The following is a 23,001-nucleotide window of genomic DNA, read 5'->3' as shown; positions in this document are numbered from 1 at the left end:
TACAAAGAAATAGCTCTGTAAAAATATAGGGCTATTTTTGTGAAAAAATGACCACTCATAAAGCTGATGAAAACTATTTTAAAACAGATTAATCAGAACAGATATTTCCTTCTGTTTGTACTTTTGTTTGCCTATCTGCAATCTATTCATATCCGTATAATTATAAGAAGGACATTAGATGCATATGTCTTTACTCCGGAAGGTGCTGTTGCCACTTTTATCAGTGCATGTATTCTTTTTTTTGTAATGGATTTTTTCGTAAAGAATTGGAAGAAATCATCAACATTCAGTATTGCGGATATTCTTAAAATATTCAGTTCTTCACTTTTGACCTACCTGTTGGTGATAAAAATAATAGGCTTTATGATTTCATTGGCCTTTGGGACCATTGAGAAAAATTTCAACAAGGAAGTATTCACCCTCTCTACTTTTTCGGACCTCATTGGTGGTTTTATATACGGGAGTTTTTTCCTGGCTTACCGCTATTATAAAAAGAATACAGCCTATCAGAAACAGTTGGCTCTTTATCATCAGGCATTATCTGACAGTAAAATTAATCAGCTGAAAGCACAGCTTAATCCTCATTTTTTGTTCAATAATCTCAATATTCTGGACCAGCTCATTGAAGAAGATAAACAAAAAGCTTCTGACTTTTTGAACGAATTTGCTGAGATATACCGCTATGTTCTGGATGTTTCTGATAAAAAAATAATTTCAGTGGAAGAAGAATTGGCTTTTGCAGAAAAATATTTTAAACTGATACAGTACAAATATGGAAATGTTTATTCTTTGAAAGTGGATCATAGTGAGACGTCAGGGAATATTATTCCGCTTTCACTGCAGCTGCTGCTGGAAAATGCAGTTCAGCATAATATTGGGACCTTTGCCAATCCGGTTTTGATTGTAATAGATCTGAATCATAAAATAACAGTTTCTAATAACAGGCTTCCCAAGCGAAACAGTAAGAAAACCTCCGGAAGAGCATTGAATAATCTTATAGAGCAGTATGCGCTGCTAACAGATCAGCAGGTAGAGATTTTAAAAACAGAAAATGAATTTTCAGTAATCATTCCTATAATTCCAGCATAAGAAATATGATAAAAGTGGTAATCATCGAAGACGAAATCCCGGCCAGAAACAAATTGAAACGTTTCATCAATGAGCTGGACGAATCCGTTGAAATTGTTGCAGAAATTGACAAAGTAGAAGAAGCTATCGCTTTTTTTAAAAATTCAAATGTTGATCTGATCTTTTCTGATATTGAACTATTGGATGGAAATGCCTTTGAAATCTATAATCAGGTGGATATTTCCAGCCCGATTATCTTTACTACTGCCTATGATCAGTTCTTGATGAATGCCTTTGAGAGTAATGGAATAGAATATCTTTTAAAACCATTTTCAAAGGATCGTTTCCAAAAAGCCTGGAACAAATTTCTGTTACTGAAAAGCACAGCCTCTGAGCAGCAAGATGTTTTAGTAAAACTTCAGCAAATGCTTAATAACAATCATCCCGGAAAAAACTATAAAAAGAGATTTACAATCAGTTCACATCAGGGAATTTATTTTATAAATACTGAAGATATTGCTTTCTTTGAAGCAGAAGAAGGAATTGTTTTTGCCGTTGACACTGCTGGAAAGAAAAACCTGCTAAATGAATCAACGTTAAAAGAAATTGAAAAACAGGTAGATCCTTTAGCCTTTTTCAGGATCAACAGAAGCGAACTTGTTCAAAAAAAACATATTGAAAGAATAGAACGCTACAACAAAAACACACTCTCCATCAAAATAAAAGGATACAAAGACCATCTTATTACCAGCCAAAGCAATACCTCTTCCTTTAGAAAGTGGATAGAAGAATAGTGGATGAAATCTTTTTTAGAGTCGATAACTTTCAACTCCTCATCAAATCATATGGTCAGTCCATGATTGTTTTTCACCTCAGCCATGACAAAAGTACTGTGAGTACTTCCAATGGAATCTACAGAGCCTAACTTATTAAATACAAAATCCTGATAATGCTTCATATCTCTGACCTGTACTTTCAGAAGAAAGTCAAAATCTCCGGAAATATTATAGCATTCAGCAACTTCCTCAATTTCTAAAATTTCTTTTACAAAATCATAGCCTACAGACCTGTCGTGAATTTTTAGTTTGATCTGACAGAAAACGGTAAACCCACGGTTGAGCTTTTCAGCATCAAGAACAGCAGCATATCTTTTTACAAATCCGTCCTGTTCCAGTCTTTTTACCCTTTCAAAAACCGGTGAAGTAGAAAGGTTTACTTCTTTTGCAAGTTCTTTTACGGTCAGTTTTGCATTTTTCTGGAGCAGCCTGAGCAGCTGTACATCCTTATCATCGAGTTGTTCCACAGAATATTATTCTTTTATAGTATTAAAACAGTCAAATTTACAGAATTATATGCTTTAGTATTGTTTTTTAAAAGATTAATTTGCTTAATTAATTTACTTTGATTGCGCTTTTATTCTGTATTATTAATTTTACACAAAATTAAAAACTTTTAGTGATGGCAATTGTTATCAATAAAAGTACAGTTCTTTAAAGATACTTCATCAAACAGGAAAGGTTTTACTTAAGGTAAATTAATAGGGAATCGTGTGAGAATCACGAGCTGTCGCGCAACTGTAAGTAACACACCAAAGGTTTCTGTCCTTGCATATCCACTGCCAAAGCGGGAAGGATGACAGAAACTGTTACAAGTCAGGAGACCTGCCTTTACTGAATTGACAATGCTTTCGCGGTCTGAAGCTTTTGGGTCATACAGATGATATATCGGATAATACATTTTTTCGTGTGAGAGAAATTGTACCGTTCGCTATATTACTATTTTCCAAAAACTCTTTATCCAAAGCATTATGAAACATTTTAAAGGGCTTTATCATTAAGTTTAATTAAAAAGTTTAAAAAATGCAAACTCACATTCTAGGCTATCCGCGTATTGGTAGCAAAAGAGAACTCAAAAAAGCCTGCGAGCAATATTGGTCAGGTAAAATTCTTCTGGAAGAACTTCTGAATACAGGCAGAACTATCTGTAACCAAAACTGGAATATTCAGAAAAAAGCAGGAATTGATCTTATTCCGTGCAATGATTTCTCGTATTATGATCAGGTATTGGATATGAGCCTTGTAGTAGGAGCGATCCCTGCACGTTATCATGAAGTGGTGCTGAAAAAGAATAATTCTGAACTGGATCTTTATTTTGCCATGGCAAGAGGATATCAGAAAGAAGGATTGGATATCACAGCAATGGAAATGACCAAGTGGTTTGATACCAATTATCACTATATCGTTCCCGAATTTTATAAAAACCAGCAATTTAAGCTAAGCTCGGATAAAATTTTCAATGAATTTGCAGGAGCAAAACAAGCGGGAATCAACGCAAAGCCAGTTATTATCGGACTTGTTTCTTATCTTCTTTTAGGAAAAGAAAAAGAAGAAGGATTTGATAAACTGGATCTGGCTGGAAATCTTCTTTCCGTATACACAGAGATCTTAACAAAACTTCAGGAGCAGGGCGCAGAATGGATTCAGTTTGACGAACCTTTTCTGGCGTTGGATTTAACGGAGAAAGCGAAAGAAACTTATCATTTTGTTTATTCTGAAATAAGAAAACGTTTCCCGAAACTGAAATTTATTGTCGCCGCGTATTTTGACGGATTGAAAGATAATGTATCGCTTGCTGCTTCACTTCCTGTGGATGTACTGCATATCGATCTTGTAAGAAATCCTGAACAGTTGGATGATATTCTGAATGCTATTCCGGAAAGCTTAAGTCTTTCATTAGGAGTGGTGGATGGAAGAAATATCTGGAAAAATGACTATGAAAAGTCATTGTCCTTCATCAAAAAAGCTGTTGAAAAATTAGGATCTGAAAGGATTTTAATTTCTCCATCTTGTTCATTGCTTCATTCACCTTGCGATCTGGATTTTGAAACCAACCTGAATGCTGAGATTAAAAACTGGCTGGCTTTCGCCAAACAGAAAGTAGAAGAAATAGTAACGCTTAAAGAGCTGGCTTCCGGAACAGAAAATGAACAGATTCTTGCAACATTTGAAGACAATAAAAAAGCAATTGCAAGCAGAAGAACGTCGTCTCTCATTCATAATGATAAAGTGAAGCAAAGAGCCCATGCTGTAACTGAAAAGGATGCTCAAAGAATAAATACATTCAAAATCCGTAAAGAAGAACAGCAAAAAGAATTACAGCTTCCGTTATTCCCAACGACAACAATCGGATCATTTCCTCAGACAACAGAAGTAAGAAGCTGGAGAGCAAAGTTCAAAAAAGGAGAGTTGACAGCAGAACAATATGATGCTCTACTGAAAGAAGAAACCCAAAGAACGATTCGCTGGCAGGAAGAAATCGGAATTGATGTGCTGGTACACGGAGAATTTGAGCGCAATGATATGGTTGAATATTTCGGAGAACAGCTGGAAGGATTTGTATTTACTAAAAATGGATGGGTACAGAGCTACGGAAGCCGTTGTGTAAAGCCTCCTGTAATTTTTGGAGATGTTTCCCGCCCGACTCCTATGACGGTATATTGGTCTCAATATGCGCAATCTCAGACTGAAAAATGGGTGAAAGGAATGCTTACCGGTCCTGTTACGATTTTACAATGGTCATTTGTACGGGATGATCAGCCTCGTTCGGAAACATGTAAACAAATTGCTTTGGCGATCCGTGATGAAGTGGTAGATCTTGAAAAAGCAGGAATCAGAATTATCCAGATTGATGAACCTGCCATAAGAGAAGGACTTCCATTAAGAAAAACCGACTGGCAAGACTATCTGAAATGGGCCGTGGAAGCTTTCAGAATTTCAGCAAGCGGAGTAGAAGATGCCACACAGATCCATACCCATATGTGTTATTCTGAATTCAATGATATTATTGAAAACATTGCCGATATGGATGCCGACGTAATTACCATAGAATGTTCCCGTTCTCAGATGGAACTGTTGAATGCCTTTGCAGACTTCAAATATCCAAATGAAATTGGTCCTGGCGTTTATGATATTCACTCACCAAGAGTTCCTTCAAAAGAAGAAATGATTGAGCTATTGAGAAAAGCCCAGAATGTAATTCCTGCCAATCAGCTTTGGGTAAATCCGGACTGCGGACTGAAGACCAGACATTGGGACGAGACAGAAAAAGCTTTAATAGCAATGGTAGCAGCCGCTAAAGAAGCATCAGTGGAATATGCACTTTAAAAAAACTTTCAAATAATTAGATTCAACAATTCGGATCGTGTTATGATTTTCATAGCACGATTTGTCTTTTTAACCCCCTAAAACATTGATGAACTCTGGTATTGGTTATTCATTTATATAGTATATTTTTGCACTTCGACATTTTTAAAAGAATATTTTTTTTATTTAAAAATTGTTGACAATTGATAACCAGTTAACTATAAATAAACCCATGAAAGAATCATTTCCTGAAATGAGATCGGAAACCTACAGCCCTGAATACATAGCCAGACTGAGGTGGAGCATCGTCATTCTTTTTGCAGTAATTGCTGTTATTTTGCTCATATTTTTTATTGAGGCTGTTTCAGCATCTTCTTCGGACACTTCTGCTACGATGATCTTTCTTTTTCTCTTTCTTATTACAGGAGCGTTATCAGGTTGGCTGGCTTATGAAATCACCAGAAATAAAGATAAGAAGATCGGTGGTATGCTGATCAACGATCAGGGAATTCTGTTTCTTAACAGGAATGACAAAGTTCTTTCAGAAATTAGATATCAGGATTTGGCCAAAAGCCAGGATCCTTATACAAAAGATATCTATTCTGAAGCTGCTTCCAATGGAAAATACGGTAACTTCAGAAAGAATCTGTATGTTCATGAAAAAGATGAAAACAGAAAATCCAGAAAGAAGCTTATCAATCTGGATATAATTACCCTTAAAAACCGATATGATCTTATTGGACATTTTCTGAAAGGCATACAAACTTTCCGTCCTGATCTGAAAATTGATACAGAGGTTTACACGGATTTTTATCTTGATAAAAAAACATTGCGTTATGCTCCTGAAAATCTTAAAAGTGATATGAAAGTGAAAATCATTACAATAGCAGTTATGATCCTGGTTATCCTCGCTTTCAGGTATATTTTTCTAGATGAGGTTTAAGTTATTTTGCCTGTAATGAGCTTGGAGAAAATCCAAACTGTTTTTTAAAAGCAAAAGAAAAGTGAGATAAATTTTCAAATCCAAGATCAAGATAGATATCAGAAACAGATCTTCCTTTTTGGGTAAGCAGAAAATGAGCCTCCCGTAATCTTCTGAGCTGCAGCCACTGCCTTGGAGGGATCCCAAATGTTTTCTGAAAATCTCTTTTAAAGGAAGACAAACTTCTCCCCGTTAAGTAAGCAAAACGCTCTACATTAACATTGAAATGAAAATTCTTGTTCATAAACGCTTCAATGTCAATTTTATAAGGTTTCGAAAAATCAAATAAAATATCCTTAAGACCCGGGTCATAGTTCAGCAGAAGCAGTAAAGCTTCTTTCTGTTTGAGACGCAGAATTTCTTCGGAAGCAGTAAGATCTTCATATGCCAGTAATGAATACATAAAAGAAGTTAATGCCTTTTGATCCGGTTTTATAAAGGCGGGAATAGTATCTTTTTTCTCTGCCTGATATCCATATTCACGGCTGAAGTCATGCAGCATAGCATCATCAAAGTAGATGGATACAGTTTTGATTTCACCATTTTTAGGAGGGTATTTTGCAAATTTCAATAAACTGTTTTTCCTTGCAGAATAGAGTTCTCCTTCCTTGAATATGGTTTTGTTAATGCCGTCATTCAACTCCATTTCTCCGGAAATAACCAGCCCAAGACTGTGAATCTGTGCAAACTGTTCTCCTTCTCTGAATTCTGAAAAGTGGCATGAATAGTTGATAGGAAAGGGAATGTTATTTTCGCTCATGGCTCAGAGGGTTATTTTTTGATAGATTCTTTTTCAAACTTACAAAACTTTTTTAGGATCGTAGAATCTTCACAGCAGAATGATCCTGGGAACATTCTGCTGTGAAGAATTTCATATTACACCAGAATAGCTTTTGGTTCCAGATAGGCTTCCAGTCCGAACACCCCAAACTCACGGCCAATACCGCTTTGTTTAAAACCACCAAAAGGCGCAAAAGGATCATGAGAGAACCCGTTTATACATATTCTTCCGGCATCAATCTGGGCTGCAACACGTTCTGCATGTTCTTGATCCGCAGAACTGATGTAAGCTGCCAGACCATAAGTGGTATCATTGGCAATCGAAATTGCTTCCTCTTCATTGGCATAAGGAATAATAGACAATACAGGTCCGAAAATCTCCTCCTGTGCAATACGCATATCATTACGGACATTAGTAAAAATGGTAGCCTTTACAAAATTTCCACTTTCAAGGCCTTCCGGTTTGCCTTCTCCTCCCGCAAGCAGCGTAGCCCCTTCTTCCTGTCCCAGACGGATATAGCTTTGTACTCTTTCAAATTGCTTGGCACTTACCATAGGCCCAACAAGAGTGTCTTCTTCATTAGGATTTCCTACTTTTACCTGTCCTGCAGCTTTTTTAGCCAGTTCATTCACTTCATCCAGTCTGTTTTGAGGAACAAGCAGACGGGTAGGGGCGATACATGCCTGCCCGTTGTTCATATAAGCTCCGAAAACAGCCATAGGAATGGCTTTATCGAGATCAGCATCTTCCAGGATGATGTTAGGAGACTTTCCGCCAAGTTCTAATGTCACTCTTTTCATCGTATCTACAGCACCTTTAGCAATTGCTTTTCCTGTTAATGTAGATCCGGTGAAAGAGATTTTAGCAATGTCCGGATGCTGGGTAATTTCAGCGCCTACAACATTTCCTAATCCGTTTATAATATTGAATACACCTTCCGGTAAACCTGCTTCGTGAAAACATTCCGTAATCAGCTGGGTTTGCGCCGCACTCATTTCACTTGGTTTGATAACGGTGGTACATCCTGCAGCAATAGCAGTGGCAAGCTTGCTGCAGATGAAACTGTTGCTGGCATTCCATGGAGTAATGATTCCCACTACTCCCAGAGATTCAAAACGGACTTTAGAATGTCCGACTGTTTTTTCAAAGTCATAAGATTCCAGCGTAGTAATGGTTGTTGTGAAGGCTGAAATTGCATTTTGAACGCTCATTCTGCAGAATTGTAATGTTCCTCCATATTCATTCACCATCGCAGAAACCAGTTCATCCTCCCGTTTGCTCACAGCTTCATGAAGCTTTTTAAGAATACTGATGCGTTCTTCTTTTGTTGTTTTTGAAAATGTTTTGAATGCTTTCTTCGCTGCAGCAATGGCTATTCGGGTATCTTCTTCATTTCCCAAAACTACTTCTCCGGTTTTTTGATTGGTTGTAGGATTTATAAGGTCAAATGTTTCTGTTCCATTCGGTGTAACAAATTCACCGTTGATGTAAATTGTATTAATCTGTTTCATTTTGATGATTTTAATACCACAAAGTTCGTCAGAAACAGAAAAGACAGGTTTGCTGTATGGCTCAAATTTTATTTGTTGTATGGTTCATTTTAGAGCATTAATTTGTTTGAAAATACAGTCTGATAATTTCGTTTTTTTAATAAAAATTTAAATACATCCTATTCTTCGATAAAATTGACTATTTTTATCATAACCAAGTAAATAACTCGTTTTGAGAACAACTCTTAAACTTATTATCGCTTAGTATCAGTCTCAGTAACCACAGGCTGATCGTTCTTTCGTTTGGGTAACTCTACCCGAACAGGTTTTCATTTAATCATATTATGTATTGCATTGCCTGTAAAGGGCAGCTGTATCTGCTATTTCGATTTTAACAATTATTATTGATCAAAGACTGAAATAGATGGCAAACTATACCTTAAGAAATACTCTTTGGGGTAAGAGCCAGATGCCTACCCACTTTCTTGTAATGCCTGAATAGTATGGAAAAAATCCAACAAAGAATACTAAGCACAATTATAAGTAATGAGTACACACTATATATGGGAGGTACAAGCGAAAAACACTCCCTTACTCAAAAAGAAATGCAGTCATTGTAACAGCGAAAGGTTTTATTGCAGCGATAAATTCAGATTGAATGCTCAAAAAAAGAATATTGATATATGGTTAATTTACAGATGTGTAAAATGCAATAATACCTATAACATGACGGTGTTTTCAAGAATCAGAACAGAATCCATCAATAAAGAGATATTCAACAAATTTTCAGAAAACAATACGGAAATCGCCTGGGAACATGCTTTCTCACAGGAAATAAGAAGGAAAAATAATGTGGAAGCAGATTTGGAAAGTGTAGAATATGAAATTCTATATCAAAGCCTTCCAGTAGAGGATGTTATCAATATAGACAATGAAATGATTTCATTTCAAATACAATGTCCTTTTGATTTTAATATAAGAGCTTCAACAGTTATCCGAACATGTTTAGGTCTTTCATCATCTCAATTGAATCTGCTGCTTGACACAGATGCAGTTTATTGTAATGAAAAACCTTTACAAAAGAAATATAAGATTAAAAACGGTGACATTGTTGAGATCAACAGACAAAAACTGATCAATATTTATCTTATTGGGAAATAAATTGTCAATACTGTCAACGACAAATAATTAAAATAAAGCCTCCAAATCAATGATCTGGGGGCTTTTTATTTACATCTTACTTTGATTGCTTTAAAACATTGATCTGTTTCTGCAAAGTCTGTTTTTCCGATTTTGATTGGGTAAGACGGATGGCTTCTTCAAAATGATGAATGGCTTCATCTGTATCGAGCTCAGCATATAAATATCCCAATAATCCATGATAATACTCGTTGTCTGTGAGACTAAGTTTTTCTGCTTCAGTGATTGCTTTCTTATTTCCATAGACTTTGGAAAATGCAAAAGCTCTGTTTAAAGCAGTAATGGGAGAATATTCGAAAATGATAAGCTGATTGTACAGGTTTAAAATATGCTGCCATTTATCTTGACCAGCCGGAGAAGTATGCCAATAAGCGATACCTGCTTCCAGATGGTATTTAGAAATGGAAGTGCTGTCGGTTTGACAGGCTTCTATCAGGTAGTAATTGCCTTTTTCAATCAAAGCTTTATCCCATAAAGTTTCGTCCTGCTCGTCAAAGAGAACCGCTTCCCCTTTATCATTCGTTCTGGCATCCAGCCTTGAACTCTGAAAACACATCAATGCCAGTAATGCATTAGTTTTAGGGGTATTCGTAAATGGATGATCAGTAAGAATCAGGGTGAGTCTTATCGCTTCCAGACAGAGATCCTTACGGATTAAAAGATTATTTGTTCTGGAGAAATAGCCTTCATTAAACAGTAAATATAAAGCAGTCAATACCGCTTCCAAACGTTGGTGAATATCCTGTTCACTTAAAGATTCTATTGTAAAATGATGGGTTCTGAGCTTTTCCCGTCCCCGTTGCAGACGTTTTTTAATGGTTTCCGTTTTGGAAAGAAAGGCATTGGCAATTTCTTCAACACTAAAACCACAGAGAATCTGAAGAGCCAGACCTATTTGGGTTTCCTGGGAATTGACAGGATTGCAGATCATAAAAATCATTTCCAGCTGGCTGTCAGAGATGTTTTTGGTGTCAAAGTCTATTGTATAATTTTCATTTTCAAATATTTTCACTCCTTCCTGTTTATTTTTTTCAACAACGGAAAGGTGCTTGAAATAATCTTTTGCTTTATTCTTAGCCACCGTATAAAGCCACGCTGCAGGATTATCCGGGAGCCCATTCATTGCCCAGTATTCTGAAGCTTTCAGAAAGGTTTCGCTGGCAATATCTTCTGCAATTTCGATATGTTTAATATCAAAACTTTTACAAAGTACTGCAACGATTTTGCTGTATTCGGTTCTGAATAAATGCGGCGTTATTTCATTCGGATTGACCATGGTTTATCAAAAAGGCTCTATCAAATGTAATTATATTTGCTTTGGATACGCAGAAGCGCAATGAAAATGGGATCTCCTTCACTTTCCAATTTTTTGCTTCATGTCAATGACGATTGATTCTCTCTAACGGGGACAACTTTTGTAAATATAATGGGTGGAATTATTTCAGAACCATAGTTGTTCTGAAAACACCTACTGCATTTCCGGTAATACTTATGATATCAGGTTGATTGTCTTTGACGGTTACTCGTACCTTTACTTTACCAATCCTGTTGAGGGTTTCACCCTGTTTTCCTGTGAATTCAAAAACCCCATCAGCAGCCTCCCTGATTTTGTTCTGAATAAGATAACCTCCTAAAGGTCCGTTAGCGTTTCCGGTAACCGGATCTTCAGAAATACCGATGGCTGGAGCAAACATTCTTCCATTGGTTAAAATATCTTTTTCATCCGTATCAAAAGTAAATACGAAATATCCATTACAGCCGATTTCTTTACTAAGTTTTTCCAAAGCGGAAAGATCAGGAGTAAGTTGATTTAAAGTCGTACTGCTTTTAATGCCGATCATGACTTTTGAATGTCCTGTTGAAGCGATCTGTACCGGACATTTTTCATCAAGATCATCTATTGTCAATCCCAGAGCCAGCACAATTTTCTGAATGGTTGAAGCATCAAAAACAGGGCTCAGCTCAAAATTTCCTTGTGTCATTGTGATAAGATAATCATTACTTTTTCTGTCAATATAAATTGGTAATACTCCGATTTGGGTATTTATTTTAATGGTGCAGGAATCCAGCTGGTTTTCCTGAGCTTTTGCATAGAGTGCGGCAATAGTAGCATGCCCGCAGGAAGGAACTTCTGTGGTAGGAGTGAAGTAACGAACATGATAGTCAAAATTTTCTTCCCGGGTATCAGGTTTGAAAACAAATGCTGTTTCAGAATTGTTAAGTTCCCGGGCAATCAGCTGCATTTCTTCAGAGGTAAGATTTTCAGCATTTAATACAACTCCTGCGGGATTTCCTTTGAATTTTTCTTTGGTAAAAGAATCTATTTGATAGACGATTACTTCTTTCATGACGGATGATTAAGTTTACTGTAAAAATAAGAAATGAACACGGAGATTAAGCATATTATTTAATCATCATTCAGCCATTCCAGGAAATTCTGAACCCGTACTCTGCTTACAATAATTTCGTGGGGACATTCTGGTTCAAATTCGATATTCAGTCTGCTATTTTCCACCTTTTTAATTCCTTTGATCGCTTTAATATTAGCAATGCAGTTGCGGGAAACCCTGAAAAATAGGTCTTCAATGAGCTGATCTTCCAATTGGTCCAAAGTATAATTGATAATATATCTCTTATTGTCAAAAGTATGCAGCATCACTACTTTTTCTTCACTATAGAAATAGGCGATATTTTTGGATTCCACATACAGATATCCTTCACGGGAATGTACCAAATATCTGTTTTTTACTTTTTTCATCAATGATGATTCCACCATACGAATGCCTGTTTCTTTCTGTTCTCTGTCAAAATGCAGGTCTTCCAGTTTTATAAGTGCCCGTTCCAGATCCTCTTCAGAGATAGGTTTCAGTAAATAATCTATACTATTGACTTTAAAAGCCTGGATTGCATATTCATCATAAGCTGTCGTAAAAATAATAGGAACTTCCACCTTGATATGATTGAAGATTTCAAAGCAACTTCCGTCCGAAAGGCTGATATCCATCAGAATAAAATCAGGGTTGTTTTCCTGGAGAAATTCCACAGACTCCAGCACACTTTGAGTTCTTTCCAGCAATATATCATTCGGACGGAGTTTATCCATCATTCGTTTCAGTTCAGAAAAAGCCAGACGCTCATCTTCAATGATCAGGTATTTTTTCATTCTACGAAAGGTATTTTAACAATAAACTCATCCTTTTCTTCTATTATTTCCAGTTTTTTGTGATAGCGGTCGTATTGTGCAATCAGAAAAGAGAGACCTATTCCTTCTCCTTTGATGGCATCATTTCGCAAAGATATTTTGTTTCGGAAAGATATGCCGTTCTTATCAGCAGAAATATGGATCATCAGTGGAGTTGCAGCTGAACTTATATTGTGCTTGAAGGCATTTTCCAACAGGAGCTGAAAGCTGAAAGCCACAATTTTCTGATGTTGCCATTGATCCATTGTTCCGATATCAATAACAAAGCCTTTCTCAAATCTTATTTCCATTAAAAACTGGTATTGGCGGAAGAAATGCATTTCTTCCTGTAAGGTATTCAGTGGCTTTTTACTTACAGAAAGTACCTGTCTGTATACCTGCGACAAAGCTTTGGTGTATTTGTTGGCCTGTTCCTGATTTTCATATATCAAAGAAGACAGTACATTCAGAGAATTGAACAGAAAATGTGGATTTACCTGTGCCCGCAATGCATTATACTGATACATCAGCATATTGTGTTTTGCTTTTTCAGAAGCTTTAATGGCTTTGCGCTCTGCCTGAAAGTAAAATAATAAATCGAGTATCAGCAGAATGGGCAAATTGGCAGTTATATTAAGAATAAGACCTGTTTTATAAGAAAGAGACTGCTTTATTCCTACATCAAATATCTCTGTAACAATAAAATTGAATGCAAAATACAGCAAAATACACAGCAGAATATTACTTACAAATAATGAAGAAGCATGTCTATACATACTGGTATGCATGGGAGTAATTCCATTGATTAATTTGATCAACAGATAATCCAGAAAAGTCATCACCAATACAATAGGGTATATAAGCACAAACTGCAGCGGAAAATTATCCCACAGGCTGATTTTAGACAGAATACTGCTCTGCATAATGGTATTGAAGAAAAAGATCTGATATACGGTGTAGATGGAAGTGACAATGAAATAATAAAGAGCAATCACATATTTCCTGTTCTTTGTCTCCTGATCTTTGAAAATTTCAGCAAAATCCATATTTAATATTGTGTTGGTGATAAAAGGTATAATAAGCTGTTCTGTTCATTTTTGTGATACAAGAATAAGTTATTTTCGTTTTCCTGCAAAGTTATATTTAATCCCTGCAGAAATATAAAATGAAGGATCAAAAGTAGCATTTCCCCATTTCAAAAATTGGGAAGGTTCCCGGTCTCTGTATCGGTCTGTACGTCCGAAGTTGGCTCCAAATGTGCCACTGAACGTCCAGTTGTTGATTTTATACTCCGGTTCTATGCCAAGACTTACAAAATGATGATCAAAATATTTCTTCTGTCCGTCAATTTTGGCAAGAGAGAAGAAAAATTTCGGACGGTTTACAATGCGCAAAGCGAAGGTTTCATTAAATCTGTAGCCCACAGAGAATTTGGGAGTATAACTAAACTCAGCATGGTATTCCATTCCCCGTTTTTTTTCGCTATGGTATTGGAAATAAGGCATGGGGATAAGCATCGGCTTATCAAAAGCATTATTTGCGATAAGGGCAACGCCAAGTTTTATCTTAGGACGAATCTGCCATATCAATGAAGAATAGGCATTTATTACAACCTGATCTATTTCCAGTTTCTGAAGATCGGTATGGGTAGAATATACCCCTGCTGAAACTCCTCCGACAAACATCAGTTTCTCATGTATCGGAGTCATATACAGTACTCCAAGGTCTGTGGATACTATTTCTTTAGGCAATGCCTCTGTAGTAGCGCCCTCATTGCTGAACGAAGTGTATGAAGCATTCAGTGTTGCTGCCCATATTTTAGGTTGTTGATAAGCAGTCGGCTTTACACTTACCGGAGCGGTTACTGTAAGGGTGGTGGTAAAAGCAGAGCTTTTTCCGTCGGTTTTTTCCCGATTATCATCAATGTATTTTTGCTGTGGCAGATATTCTGATCTGATTTCTATCTGAGCAAAAGCATAAACTGCTTGTGTGAGAGCAGCTATTATAATCCATTTCTTTCTCATATATTTCTTTTTTGAAAGCACAAAGAAACTTTAATATTTATTTAATTGATTGTTTGTCAGTTTGTTAAATGATGGATTGAAGAAAATGATGGATAGAATGAATTATTCTGATGATGAATTTCTGTATATAATTTTTAGAATCCTGATTATTTGTAGTTTTGTGAATATCATGAAAATAGAGAATATGTCATTCATCAACGATTTAGGCAAAATTATTTTTTTCCTGTTTCTGCTGTTAAGCGCCTTTCTTATTACAGCAAAATCAGAAAGAAAATTACCCAATTATCTATTTGCGGCCTTTCTGTTGATTTCTGTGATTGATCTTTCGGGGTTCTTTCTGGCGCCGTCTGATAATACAATGATTAAAGGGTTCAAACTGGGCAGTGTTCTGCTCCAGATGCCTCTTTATTTTCTGTATGTCAATGCTGCCTGTTATTATAATTTTACTCTTCGTACAAAACATCTCCTGCATGCATTACCGTTTTTGATCTTTTTGGTGTGGTTTAGCATAACAGGAATTTCTGAGCAAAATAATCAGGTATTTGATATCGTTTCTACAGTTCAGTATTACTTTTATATCGTTGCTGTATTTCTTGTACTCAGGACATTCCGGAAGCTGTATCAGGAAAATTACTCAAGCAATCATCATCTTACGTATAAATGGCTGATGCAGACCACTATTCTCTTTTTGATCGGGAATTTTTTTGTATTGCTGAGAGGTTTTATGAAGGCGGATTCTTCTACTTTTATGTATTTATATGCATTTTCATCACTGTTTGTTTTATTTATCATCAGCTGGTTTGTATTAAATGCTTTATACCGTCCCAATCTTTTGGCTGGGATCAATAAGGATCTGACTCCTATACAAAAAGTTGACGAGCCTCAAAAAGAGGAACCGGAACAGTTGAAAAATCTCCTGAAATTTATGGAAACTGAAAAACCATATCTGGACGATAAGCTTACTTTGCAGAAACTGGCGAAGCAGATCGATATTCCGGAAAAGCAATTATCAGGATTAATCAACCAGCATACAGGTAAACATTTTTTTGACTTTATTAATGAGTTCAGAATTAATAAAGCGAAAGCGATTCTTAAGGATCAGCCTCAGCTTACCGTGCTTGAAGTTCTGTATGAAGTGGGTTTCAATTCCAAATCTTCATTTTATACAGCATTCAAAAAAGAAACAGGGCTTACTCCTACAGATTACAGAAAATCAATTATTTAGACAGTGTCCGACTTTAAATAGGACTGATTTCTCAGATAAAAATAGTCCGATTTCCGGTAGTCGGATATTTAAATCATTGCAAAATCTCAGATTTGCTTCATCATTAAAATTTAAAACAGATGAAACCACAAATCAGATTGGCATTGTTTCTTTTTACAGTCCTGAACACCGGATTTTATTTCGGACAATTGACCCAGCAGGATAAGATCCGAAAAGCAGATTCCGTAGTGAACAGTTATTCCAAATCCAATACACCCGGGATGGCTGTTGGCATTATAAAAGACGGAAAAGTAATCTATAAAAAAACATACGGACTTGCAAATCTTGAAGACCGGATTCCCGTGACCGATTCTACGGCTTTTAATATCGCTTCCGTTTCCAAACAGTTTACCGCATTTGTAGCACTTTTGGCTGAAAAAGAAGGGCGCTTGTCTTTTGAAGATGATATCAGAACTTATCTTCCGGAGCTGAAACATTTGCCTCATAAAATCACCATCAGGCAGCTTGCTAATCATACCCACGGACTGCCGGATTATACAACTATCAAAGACTTGCAAGGAATTGGAATTGAAGTGAGGGTGACTAGTGCGGATGCTGCAAAAACAGTTTTGGCTATTAAAAGTATCAATTTTAAACCTGGTGATGAATACAGATACAACAATACCGGTTTTCTGTTGCTTGCAGAAATTCTCCACAGAATTTACAAAAAAGATTTCGCACAGATACTTAAAGAATATATTTTCAAACCATTGCATATGGATCATACAGTGGTAGTGGAGGATGCGGTGAACATTACTCCGAATAGAGCAGAATCTTATCAGGAAGACAGTTCCGGTTTTGTAAAAACACCTCTGGGGCAAATGGGAAATGGAGCTTCCAATATTTTCACTACACTGAACGATTTGTGCACATGGGCAATTAATTTTCAGAAACCATCCATTGGAAGCCGCGAGATTTATAATAAGATGCAGGAAAACACCTTTTTAAATAATGGGGAAAAAGTAGAGTACGGATTAGGCCTGCAAACCGGAAAGTATAAAGGTCTGGATATTATCTTTCATGGTGGAGGTACGGCCAGCTACAGATCTTATATTCTGCATATTCCCGCCTATAATCTGTCTATTGTTCTTGCCGGAAATAAAAGGGCCTTTGACGGATTGCTGATTGCCTATAGAGTAGTAGACGTATTTCTTAAGGATCAGCAGATTCTTCCGCCGCCTCCCCAAAAAATAACGTATACCGCTGCCGAGCTGAAATCATTTGAAGGGACTTATGAAATTAATCCTGGAAATTATCTGGACATCACAACAGATGGCAGAAATATGTATCCTAAAGGGAGTAAAACTTCTTTGGAGGCAGTAGGAGATAACAAATTTAATATCCCTTCTATTCCGACAGGAAGCCTTACATTTCATCCGGGATCGGTAACATTCAGGATTGGAGATTTTACATTTATCTGTAAAAAAGTAACCTTAAAGCCTTTAAAAGAAGATAAAATAGATCTTACCAAGTTTGTAGGGTTTTATAGGAATGAAGAATTCAACACCATTTATCAGTTGGTTATAGAAAATAATAAACTGATTGCCAGACATCCTTTGAATCCTGATATTCCGTTGTATTTTCTAAGCGATTCAAAGTTGTATTCTTCTGTGTCATTTTTCGGACGGCTTGATGTTAAATATGACAAAAATAAAACAGTATCCGGATTCCTGTTATCAGGAGGAAATCTCTCTAATGTTGAGTTCAAAAGAATAAAATAGGCTTCTCAAAAGTGTCATTCGGATGTTCTTACATGGAAAATCAGAATGACACTTTTTCGGTATCGATAAAATTTATTTGTTCTGTCCGATATCCAGCCTTTCAAATTTGCCTGCAGCGTTTTTATGGAATCTGAAAAATACAGGAAATGTTCCCCATTTTCCAGCCTGAAAGTTGCCATAAATATCTTTTCCATCATTTTCTACACGGTCTATGCTGAGAAATTTCTCATTGCCCAGAGCGTTAGAGAAAAATGATTTAAAGTCTACATGCTGGCCGTCATCTGTCATTGTTGGGTTTTCTGTGAAGAAGCTGTACCAGCTTTTATTGCCGTTCTGCAATGCTTCGATCGCTTGTTTTACCGAAGGATCTGTTATTTTTGATAAGTCCATTATGGGTTGTTTTTTTGAAGATTGTTGTTTCTCTTTGTTCGTATTTTGTCCACAGGTTATGCAGGAGAAGCTTATTAGAAATAGGGTTATCAACTTATAGGCTCTCATCCGTTTTAGCTTTTAAGAGGATGTTGAAGATAGACGATCAGAAGATTCAAACAAAGAAAAGGAAGCTCTATCATGGCACCTTTCAGATCTTTGTTCAAAAGCTGGAAACAGATGATCAATAGGATACCGGCTGCCATCAGAAAGTTTCCCCAGACAAATGTTTTCGGAAATAAAATCATGACAGAAGCCAGCACAGTGAATGCTCCATTGATGATAAGTCCTGTTTTGTCAACCCCCCATTTTCCGAACATTTCTGTCATCTCGGGTTTACCTGAAATCATAGCAATTCCTTGTTTGAAGCCCATAAAGACTGCAAATAGAATCAGTGCAGAATTGATAATCTTTAGAATCATTGATGTGTTTTTTATATTATGAATACAAATATCAATGAAATTAATGACGTATCAATGGTGAATTTTTCGGAAATTAATGTTGAATGATGACAAAATCATACATTCTGTTTATTGTATTCCAAAAGAAGACCACAATCTATGGAATAAATTGTGGTCTTCTTTCACTAAGAATTATTTAACTACGACTCTGTTTTCAAATAGCCATAATGCAAAGCTGTTTCTTTTCCGAATAAGCTTGAGAAAATATTCTGAAACTCATGGATGTATCTGCATTTTATGGCGTTGCCGTATATTTTCAGACCTTCCAGGATTTTTCTGGAACTCAGGTCTATATCATATTTTATAAAAGCTTCCGGTCTTTCATACCGTATACTCTGATCCGAAGTGTAAGTTCTTGAAAATCCTAGCTTTTCAAGCCATTCTTCTGTTATTTTAATAGGCTTTATAGATGCTGCCGGGACTGAAATACTTTGAATGTCATTTTCAATTTTAACAAAATAAGCCTGTTCAACATTGTGGAAGATCTCAGTGATTGTATAAATTTCGTTTTTGTACTCAACTAAGTTCTTGATTTTTAAATCTGCTACATTCATAATATTTTGAGTTTTTAGGGTGATGATAAAGTCTCAAATAAATAGCAAATAGTATGCCCTGCATCATATTGTTAAGCCTTGTTTTAGTGAAGATTAGGTTAAATTTTTACTATAAAAAATTAATGATATGTTAAAATAGCACACCCATAAGGGAATAATAGCATTTTGAGAAAAAATAGATGTGGTACGTGTGTGGTACTAGTTTTTTGTTCTTTCTTTTGGAACTGCGTTCGCAGTGGTCAACAGAAGTGCTGCAATTACCGATATAATAAGTAGGCCTATGAAGATGTTCCAGGAATAAGCGTGAAGAAGATACCCGGTGCCACTTCCCAGAATGCTTGAGCCAAAATAATAAAATAGCCAGTAAATAGAAGTGGCTGAAGATTTTCCACGTTTGGCATATAAAGCAGTCATCTGACTAGCCATCGTGTGAGCCGCAAAAAATGAAAGGGTAAAAAGCCCAAGTCCGAAAATAAGGATATAGATGTTTTCTGATAATAATAATGAAGCTCCGGTAAGCATAAACAAAATTGAACCTTTCAAAATATCATTCATGCTAAATCTTTTGGAAAGCCGGCCTGCAATCATAGTTCCGAAAACTCCAAAAATATACATCAGGAAGATAAAAGCAATGATAAAATGACTCAATGAAAAAGGCTTTGCCTCCAGCCTGAATGTAAGATAATTGTATACACTCACAAAAGCTCCCATCAGTAAAGCTGCTGTGCAATATAGACGAAGCATATAAGGATTTGTCAGGAAAAACTTCATCTGCTTTACCTTTAGATGATAATCCGTTTTCTGAGGATTGAAAAACCTTGATTCCGGAAATAGTTTCCAGAATACAATACCCAGAATGAAGCTTTCTATCCCGATAAGAAGCACAGCATTTCGCCATCCGAATTCTCCTGCTATAAGAGTTGCGAGTATTCTTCCGCTCATCCCACCAATTGTATTGCCGCTGAGATACATGCTGATTGCCGCAGGTACCGCCAATGCATTCACTTCTTCCGTAAGATAGGCAAGAGCAACTGCAGAAACACCAGAAACGACAAAGCCTTTCAACACTCCGATGGCAATTAACAGGCTTAAGCTTGGGATCCAGGTAGAAATAATGGTAAGCAGGGCAGACGAAATCAACGAAAAGACCATCAGGCTTTTTCTGGAATAACTGTCGGCTTTAAAAGCGAAAAACAGTAATCCTAAAGCCATTCCTATTGTAGATGATGACACGAGTAGGGAAGTGTCACCTACAGACACCCCGAACTGTTCTGCAGCCATTGGCAGCATCGGCTGGAAAAGATAAAGCTGGGCAAAAACAGAAAGTCCTGAAAAGAAAATACAAAGTTTTATATATCGGAAACGTTGGCTTCCCTGATCGGTTTTTTCAGATGAATTCATGATTTTTTGCAATTAAAATGCAGAGGTTTAACAGAAAATTAAGTACCGTAAATTTCCTGATTATTTTCCGAATTAAAAAATCATTATCTCAATGATATTGATTGGTGAAACAAATCAGTGTATGTGTAAACCGCTGATGTATTCGGAAGGAGTGATGTTTTCCATCTGCTTGAACACCCTGTTGAAGGTAGACTGGTTTGAAAATCCGGCTTCTGTATAAATATACATAAGGGTTACCTTCTCAAGATCATTTTCATTAAGCAGTCTTTTTACACACTCAATTCTGTACATATTCAAATAGTTATTGAAATTGGGATATCCCTTTACCCGGATTGATTTTGAAATATAGCTGCTGTTGATTTCCATTTCTGTAGAAAGCTTTGAAATATTAAAATTAACGTCTTTATACAGTTGTTTTTCCCTCATTACAAGTTCAATTTTCTCAAATAGTTCGTCTGCAAAAGGTGCTTTTTCTACCACAGGCGCTGGCTGGGGTTCTATACTCAGGGTCTTCTTTTCAATTTCGCGGTAGATTTCCACTCTTTTTATTTTATCCTTAAAATAGAGCAGAAGGGATATCACAGCTACATTGGAAATCATAAGAATTGTATCGGTAATTCTCACATCTTCAGGTCTGTGTATTGGAAATTTAAAACTGAATGTTTTTGAAATAAGATATCCCGCAATAATATTCAATAATATAAACATACTGTAGATAAAAACGTATTTCCTCTGAAAGAAAACATAGGCTGCCAGCGGAATCGGAATAAGCCACACAAAGCTTGCAATAGAATTATTCCAGAAAGCAAGCATGATGTAAAAATTATAAAGTGTTGCTGTAATAATGTAGGAATGTACCATGACATTGACTGAATACGTTTTACGTACAATCATGTAAGTATAGACCAGTAAAAAAAGTCCACCAAAAAGATACCAGGCCATTATCCTATCCGGAATAATAAAAGTAAATATCAAACCAAATACGGCAAGAATAACAGACATCAGAATGTTGTAATAATACACCAGCTGTCTTTTATATTGTTCAATTTGTATGTCTTGGGTGGTAGTCATTTGTGGTAATAGATAATTTTAAATCATTCCAATGTGTTTTGTAACAGTCAGATATCAGAAAATGACTAGGTTAAAATACTGATTGTTATTTGTTTATGTGTTTTTGAGCCGTTTCCGGTTTTTCATTGATTATTCATGAAATTGATTGATCAATGCGGATAACTTTGCACCAGCTAGCTCAATAAAGGCTGATTGATGATTTGTCAATTGACCCACATGATTTATTCTCCTTTTAAATAAATCAAATAATTTTTTAAACAAATATACTAAAATGAAGAAAATAAAATTAACTCTCGCCAGCATAATGATATGTTTTTCAATAGCTGCGTCTTCCCAGGTAGGTATCAACACAGATTCCCCTAAAGTAACATTACATGTAGAAGGGAAACCGGATGTGGCTACCGTACCGGATGGTGTGATGGCTCCCAGAATGACAGGAGACCAGCTGAAATCTAAAGATGACGTTTATTTAGCTGCACAGACCGGAGCGTTGGTCTATGTAATTCAGGCGGTGACTATGCCTTCTGTAAAAACGGCAAAAGTAGATAAATCTGGATATTATATGTTCAATGGAACGACCTGGAAATTTGCATTTGGAGGAAAAGATGATGACATTACCATTGGAGATTTAATTTACTATCATGGAAGCATACCAGCAGGTACTTCGGGAGCTAATGTATTGGCCAGTACCTATCTTTCTGATCTTCCTATTTTGGGAGGATTTTTAAGGCTTGATGCGCAATTTAACAGCAGCTCGGCAGGAACAGGAGGTGTTACAACTTTTAACCCAAGGCTTTATAATGCAGGTACCTCAGATGTGAAAATCTGGGTTTCAGAAATGTCTACCCATACCGGTGATTCCGATAACGGGAATATCAAGTTATCACCAGGAGCCTACAGACAGTTTGATGATGGTGTTTACCTTACCCAAACGAATAATGAGACGGTAACATTTGATATTACAATACAGGAGCCGGAGCCAAGATGGTACAGAGTGTATTATGCATTTCGTGTAGACAATAAATCTATAGCAGGGAGCAGTGATGCCACGACAACAGATCCCAATCCTTCTGACAACACAAGAGAACTGTTTCTTTCTGTACAGAGGTTATACTGAAGGGTTGCTTTTTCGTAAAGCTGTTTGATGATTCTAAAAATACAATGACTATATAAAAAAATCAACGAAATCAGTAGATGGATTATTCAAAATCTAATGAGATTTGTGTTTTTTC

21 protein-coding genes and 1 riboswitch are annotated in these 23,001 nt (G+C 36.3%); of the genes, 8 read left to right on the top strand and 13 right to left on the bottom strand.

Annotated elements, in window-relative coordinates:
- The first annotated feature begins 66 nt into the window (after window positions 1–66).
- Together LF886_RS15125 and LF886_RS15120 are read left to right on the top strand one after the other, a co-directional pair.
- A complete protein-coding gene (locus tag LF886_RS15125; protein ID WP_236850297.1) occupies window positions 67–1,089 on the top strand; it encodes a sensor histidine kinase in 1,023 nt (340 codons plus the stop codon).
- A 5-nt stretch (window positions 1,090–1,094) separates the two neighbouring features.
- Window positions 1,095–1,862 carry a LytR/AlgR family response regulator transcription factor gene (locus tag LF886_RS15120; protein WP_236850296.1) on the top strand — a complete coding sequence of 256 codons (768 nt, stop codon included), beginning with the start codon at window positions 1,095–1,097 and terminating at the stop codon, window positions 1,860–1,862.
- A 47-nt stretch (window positions 1,863–1,909) separates the two neighbouring features.
- Here LF886_RS15120 and LF886_RS15115 read toward each other — a convergent pair whose 3' ends face one another.
- Window positions 1,910–2,371 carry an Lrp/AsnC family transcriptional regulator gene (locus LF886_RS15115; RefSeq protein ID WP_089690995.1) on the bottom strand — a complete coding sequence of 154 codons (462 nt, stop codon included), beginning with the start codon at window positions 2,369–2,371 and terminating at the stop codon, window positions 1,910–1,912.
- A gap of 195 nt (window positions 2,372–2,566) precedes the next feature.
- Window positions 2,567–2,752: riboswitch (cobalamin riboswitch) on the top strand.
- Between the two features lie 175 nt (window positions 2,753–2,927).
- Between LF886_RS15115 and metE the strand changes: the two genes are divergently transcribed.
- Complete coding sequence (gene metE / locus LF886_RS15110; protein WP_236850295.1) at window positions 2,928–5,231, top strand: 5-methyltetrahydropteroyltriglutamate--homocysteine S-methyltransferase; 2,304 nt, start codon at window positions 2,928–2,930, stop codon at window positions 5,229–5,231.
- 211 nt (window positions 5,232–5,442) lie between these two features.
- Window positions 5,443–6,153: a hypothetical protein gene (locus tag LF886_RS15105; protein ID WP_236850294.1), complete on the top strand. Its 711-nt coding sequence runs from the start codon at window positions 5,443–5,445 to the stop codon at window positions 6,151–6,153.
- A gap of 1 nt (window position 6,154) precedes the next feature.
- Here LF886_RS15105 and LF886_RS15100 read toward each other — a convergent pair whose 3' ends face one another.
- On the bottom strand, window positions 6,155–6,952 hold the full coding sequence (locus tag LF886_RS15100) for a helix-turn-helix domain-containing protein (RefSeq protein ID WP_236850293.1): 798 nt from the start codon (window positions 6,950–6,952) through the stop codon (window positions 6,155–6,157).
- A 116-nt stretch (window positions 6,953–7,068) separates the two neighbouring features.
- Complete coding sequence (locus tag LF886_RS15095; protein WP_236850292.1) at window positions 7,069–8,484, bottom strand: aldehyde dehydrogenase family protein; 1,416 nt, start codon at window positions 8,482–8,484, stop codon at window positions 7,069–7,071.
- Window positions 8,485–9,009: 525 nt separating this feature from the next.
- Between LF886_RS15095 and LF886_RS15090 the strand changes: the two genes are divergently transcribed.
- Window positions 9,010–9,624, top strand: coding sequence for a DUF1062 domain-containing protein (locus LF886_RS15090; protein ID WP_236850291.1), 615 nt, complete (start codon window positions 9,010–9,012; stop codon window positions 9,622–9,624).
- 76 nt (window positions 9,625–9,700) lie between these two features.
- Here the strand turns inward: LF886_RS15090 and LF886_RS15085 are convergent, their stop codons facing one another.
- From LF886_RS15085 to LF886_RS15065, 5 genes are all read right to left on the bottom strand, one after another.
- A complete protein-coding gene (locus LF886_RS15085) occupies window positions 9,701–10,939 on the bottom strand; it encodes an RNA polymerase sigma factor (protein ID WP_236850290.1) in 1,239 nt (412 codons plus the stop codon).
- Between the two features lie 160 nt (window positions 10,940–11,099).
- Window positions 11,100–12,011 carry a PhzF family isomerase gene (locus LF886_RS15080; protein ID WP_236850289.1) on the bottom strand — a complete coding sequence of 304 codons (912 nt, stop codon included), beginning with the start codon at window positions 12,009–12,011 and terminating at the stop codon, window positions 11,100–11,102.
- A 59-nt stretch (window positions 12,012–12,070) separates the two neighbouring features.
- Window positions 12,071–12,826, bottom strand: a complete 756-nt coding sequence (locus LF886_RS15075) for a LytR/AlgR family response regulator transcription factor (RefSeq protein WP_103233260.1) — start codon at window positions 12,824–12,826, stop codon at window positions 12,071–12,073.
- Entirely contained in the window at window positions 12,823–13,890 is a 1,068-nt protein-coding gene (locus LF886_RS15070) for a sensor histidine kinase (RefSeq protein WP_236850288.1), read from the bottom strand. Before LF886_RS15070 ends, LF886_RS15075 begins: the two co-directional genes overlap by 4 nt.
- 69 nt (window positions 13,891–13,959) lie before the next feature.
- Window positions 13,960–14,868, bottom strand: a complete 909-nt coding sequence (locus tag LF886_RS15065) for a DUF6268 family outer membrane beta-barrel protein (protein ID WP_236850287.1) — start codon at window positions 14,866–14,868, stop codon at window positions 13,960–13,962.
- 169 nt (window positions 14,869–15,037) lie between these two features.
- Between LF886_RS15065 and LF886_RS15060 the strand changes: the two genes are divergently transcribed.
- Together LF886_RS15060 and LF886_RS15055 are read left to right on the top strand one after the other, a co-directional pair.
- Complete coding sequence (locus tag LF886_RS15060; RefSeq protein WP_236850286.1) at window positions 15,038–16,093, top strand: helix-turn-helix domain-containing protein; 1,056 nt, start codon at window positions 15,038–15,040, stop codon at window positions 16,091–16,093.
- A 119-nt stretch (window positions 16,094–16,212) separates the two neighbouring features.
- Complete coding sequence (locus LF886_RS15055; protein ID WP_236850285.1) at window positions 16,213–17,853, top strand: serine hydrolase domain-containing protein; 1,641 nt, start codon at window positions 16,213–16,215, stop codon at window positions 17,851–17,853.
- A 72-nt stretch (window positions 17,854–17,925) separates the two neighbouring features.
- On the opposite strand, the gene LF886_RS15050 is transcribed toward LF886_RS15055, so the two are convergent.
- The 5 genes from LF886_RS15050 to LF886_RS15030 form a co-directional block, all read right to left on the bottom strand.
- Window positions 17,926–18,243, bottom strand: a complete 318-nt coding sequence (locus LF886_RS15050; RefSeq protein WP_236850284.1) for a hypothetical protein — start codon at window positions 18,241–18,243, stop codon at window positions 17,926–17,928.
- A 113-nt stretch (window positions 18,244–18,356) separates the two neighbouring features.
- A complete protein-coding gene (locus LF886_RS15045; protein ID WP_236850283.1) occupies window positions 18,357–18,704 on the bottom strand; it encodes a DoxX family protein in 348 nt (115 codons plus the stop codon).
- A 179-nt stretch (window positions 18,705–18,883) separates the two neighbouring features.
- Window positions 18,884–19,297, bottom strand: a complete 414-nt coding sequence (locus tag LF886_RS15040) for a hypothetical protein (RefSeq protein WP_236850282.1) — start codon at window positions 19,295–19,297, stop codon at window positions 18,884–18,886.
- A gap of 198 nt (window positions 19,298–19,495) precedes the next feature.
- Window positions 19,496–20,698: an MFS transporter gene (locus LF886_RS15035; protein ID WP_236850281.1), complete on the bottom strand. Its 1,203-nt coding sequence runs from the start codon at window positions 20,696–20,698 to the stop codon at window positions 19,496–19,498.
- A 114-nt stretch (window positions 20,699–20,812) separates the two neighbouring features.
- Window positions 20,813–21,769, bottom strand: a complete 957-nt coding sequence (locus LF886_RS15030; RefSeq protein ID WP_236850280.1) for a helix-turn-helix domain-containing protein — start codon at window positions 21,767–21,769, stop codon at window positions 20,813–20,815.
- A 271-nt stretch (window positions 21,770–22,040) separates the two neighbouring features.
- On the opposite strand from LF886_RS15030, the gene LF886_RS15025 reads away from it, so the two are divergent.
- Window positions 22,041–22,886: a hypothetical protein gene (locus LF886_RS15025; RefSeq protein WP_236850279.1), complete on the top strand. Its 846-nt coding sequence runs from the start codon at window positions 22,041–22,043 to the stop codon at window positions 22,884–22,886.
- Window positions 22,887–23,001: the final 115 nt, after the last annotated feature.

The sequence above is a fragment of the Chryseobacterium sp. MEBOG07 genome (genome assembly GCF_021869745.1).
Taxonomy (GTDB): domain Bacteria; phylum Bacteroidota; class Bacteroidia; order Flavobacteriales; family Weeksellaceae; genus Chryseobacterium; species Chryseobacterium viscerum.
This window is presented reverse-complemented; position numbering and strand designations above follow the sequence as displayed.